This window comes from uncultured Senegalimassilia sp., from assembly GCF_934632265.1.
Classification (GTDB): Bacteria; Actinomycetota; Coriobacteriia; order Coriobacteriales; family Eggerthellaceae; genus Senegalimassilia.
Window position 1 is genome coordinate 1 of the sequence record NZ_CAKTYH010000161.1, and the last position, 3,440, is coordinate 3,440.

The 3,440-nt window shown below is 65.0% G+C and carries 2 protein-coding genes; both read left to right on the top strand.

Annotation, left to right across the window (positions count from 1 at the left end; translation table 11 throughout):
• The first annotated feature begins 251 nt into the window (after nucleotides 1-251).
• On the top strand, nucleotides 252-2,459 hold the full coding sequence (locus tag Q0H50_RS08935) for a hypothetical protein (RefSeq protein WP_294421574.1): 2,208 nt from the start codon (nucleotides 252-254) through the stop codon (nucleotides 2,457-2,459).
• Nucleotides 2,460-2,644: 185 nt separating this feature from the next.
• The coding region (locus tag Q0H50_RS08940; RefSeq protein WP_294421577.1) for an ABC transporter ATP-binding protein at nucleotides 2,645-3,440 on the top strand (796 nt) is incomplete at its 3' end.

Here is a 3,440-nt window from a genome sequence, read left to right on the forward strand (position 1 = left end):
CGACGAAGGCGCATATGAATCAACAACAGCGAGGCTTCCTATCTTGCTGCCATCTCGATGGGCATATCGTCTGTTCATGGGGATGATGCAGCGCGTATTCGGGAGATAAGCGACGTACATCGCGCATGCGGGGAGCGATGCATAAACGACGGCGAGCGGCAAGTTACGGCATGGCATCGGCGGGGTGCTTGTGCTGTGAATATCGAACGCAGGGTCGGCCGGCTTCGGGCGACCTCACTATAATATGTCGGATGAACAACTACGAACATACCGGCTCCTCAGCGGGCAAGCATGCCGCACAGCGTCCCGATTTGGAACGCGTGCAGCTCAATGCCGCCGAAAGCCCTTACCCCACAGCCCCGCGCAACGTGCGCGAGGAGCAACGCGCCGCGGCCCAGCGCCAGCGCGCGGCCGCCGTCGCCGAGCAAGCCGCGCAATCGGCCGCAACGACCCAGGCCATTCCCGGACAACAGCCAACCCAGGCCATCCCAGGTCAGCAGGCTACGCAAGTTATCCCAGGTCAGCAGCCCACCGAAGCCATCGGTGGCGCGCGGCGCAGCAAGCATGGCCGCGCGCGCAACGCGCAGCAGGTACGCAACGGGTGGGATACCCAGCAGACGCAAGCCGTTTTCGGCCAGCAGCCCACGCAGGCCATTCCCGGACAGCAGGCTACCGCCGCCATGCCGGGCGGCCAGCCCACCGAGACCATGCCGCGCGGCAAGCACGGCAAACGCTCCCGCAACGGCAAGCCCCGCAAGAAGAGCTTCGTCACCCGCAAGGTGGAAGCCTGGTGCTCGCGCGTGCTGGGCGCCGTGAGCGGCGACGGCCTGGCCGAGCAGGAAGCCGAGTACGCCTCCGGGCGCACCACGCGCGACTACGTGTGGAACACGGTGGGCGTGGGCCTATGGGGCATGGTGTTCCCCGTGCTCACCATCGTGGTCACGCAGCTGGCCGGCGCCGAGCAGGCCGGCATGTTCTCGCTGGCCTTCGTCACGGCGCTGCTGCTCATGTTCGTGGGCAACTACGGCGTGCGCAACTTCCAGGCGTCCGACCTTGACGAGGAGTATTCGTTCGCCGATTACCAGGTCAACCGCGTGCTTACCGTGGTCATCATGCTGGTCGCGGGCATAACGTACTGCAAGCTGCGCGGATATACCGACCAGATGTGGCTGATGAGCCTGGGCGTATACCTTTACAAGGCCGTCGATGCCCTGGCCGACGTGTACGAGGGCCGCCTGCAACAGGTGGACAAGCTCTACCTTGCCGGCATCTCGCAGGCGTTCAGGTCCGCCGCGGCGCTTATCGGGTTCTCGCTTGCGCTGCTCATCACGCGCAACGTGGGCGTGTCGAGCATCGTCATGGCCGTCATCGCCGCGCTCACGTTCGTAGTGCTCACGTTCCCGTTGGCGCAGCTTGAGACGCCGAAATCGCGCAGCGCGAACGCCAAGCGCGTGATAGGCCTGCTCAAGCAGTGCTTCCCGCTGTTCGTGGCGCTGTTCATGTACAACCTTATCGACAACATGCCGAAGTTCGTCATGGAAGGCGTGCTGTCCTACGACAACCAGCTGTACTACAACGCGCTGTACTTCCCCGCGCATGCCATCCTGCTGACCAGCGGCTTCATCTACAAGCCCATGCTGCTGAAGATGGCCAACGCCTGGGCGGACCCTGCCAAGCGCAAAAAGTTCGACCTGATCATCGTGGTGATGTTCGTGGTCATCGTGGGCATCACCGTGGTGGTGGCAGGCGCCATGAGCTGGTTCGGCCTGGCAGTCATGAGCTTCCTGTACGGCATCGACTTCGAGCAGTACCGCGGTCTGTGCTTCGTGATGTTGGCGGCGGGCGGCGTCACGGCCGGCATCGAGTTTTTATACCAGGTGATCACCGTGCTGCGCCGCCAGCGCGCCGTGACCAAGCTGTACCTGATCACGTTCGGGTTCAGCCTGTTCGTGCCCGTGCTGCTGGTGAACTTCACGGGGCTGCCCGGCGCCGTGATCGGCTATCTGATCGTCATGTGCATCCTGCTGGTGCTGCTGGTCAGCGAATATGCGTCCATCCGCATGGACCTGCACCGCAAGCTCACCGGCAAGGCCGCGCCCGACGCCGAGATGCCGCGCGCCGCGCGCACCGGGGCCATGGCGCCCGTACAGGTTGCGGGGGCGGGTGCGCAGGCTGCGGCTGGCGGCACGGGTGCGCAGGCGGTGGCGACTAGCGTGCCGCAGGCTGGCGTGCCGATGCAGGCGCAGGCGGCTGGCGTGCCGATGCAGGCGCAGGCGGCTGGCGTGCCGATGCAGGCGCAGGTGCAGCAGGCGAATCCCGCCGCACGCGGGGCGCATGCGCCCAAGGCGCCGACGGCGAACGCCCCGATCTCGTGGACCGCGGGCGGTACCGTGGGCATCGCCCAGCCCGAGCCCGAAGCGCCGGAATCCGACGACGAAGGCAAAGGCGGCAGCGCATAACCCGCGCGATCATGCGCTCTTTTGGGTGCTCGCAGAACGACCGTTCTGCGAGCACCTTTTCTCTTCTCATCTTGTAACCTGTGGTGAACTTGTGGTATATAGTTTTCCTTGGAAAACTATACTGCGGTCCCTTGCGGGTGCGACCGGCGCTCGCGGGGCTCCCGCATACCGCGAAGGAGCGCGACATGGGAAAGAACCCCACAACCGCAACCGGCACTGCCGGTCTTAACTCGCACGCAACCGAAGCGAGCCCTACGGCAACCAGCAGGGCGACATCCACCAGCCACGCCGCCGACACCGCTTCCTCCCCCACGCCATACCTGCAGGTCAGCGACCTGTGCAAGCACTACGGCGAAGGCGAGGCGCGCGCCACGGTGCTGCACGACGTCACCACCACCGTGAACAAAGGCGAGATCTGCGTGCTGCTGGGCCCGTCGGGCAGCGGCAAATCGACGTTTTTGAACCTGGTGGGCGGCCTGGAGGCCACCGATAGCGGCTCGATCAGCGTTGGTGGCACGGAGCTGACCAGCCTGACGCCCAAGCAGCTCGGCGAGTATCGCCGCGACAAGCTCGGCTTCGTCTTCCAGTTCTACAACCTGGTACCCGACCTGACCATCCGCGAGAACATCGAGGTCACGGCGCATCTTTCCGCAAACCCCCTGCCTATCGACGACCTGTTGCGCTCGCTTGGGCTCTACGAGCATCGCGCGAAGTTCCCCCGCCAGGTTTCGGGCGGCCAGCAGCAGCGCTGCGCCATCGGCCGCGCGTTGGTGAAAAATCCCGGGCTTTTGCTGTGCGACGAGCCCACCGGCGCGCTGGATTATCAGACGTCGAAGGAGATCTTGGAGCTGATGGAGGACGTGAACCGCGACTACGGGTGCACCGTGGTCATCGTCACGCACAACGATGCGATCAAGCACATGGCGCACCGCGTGCTGCGCCTGCGCGACGGCAAGCTGGCCGAGGACACGGCGAACGTCG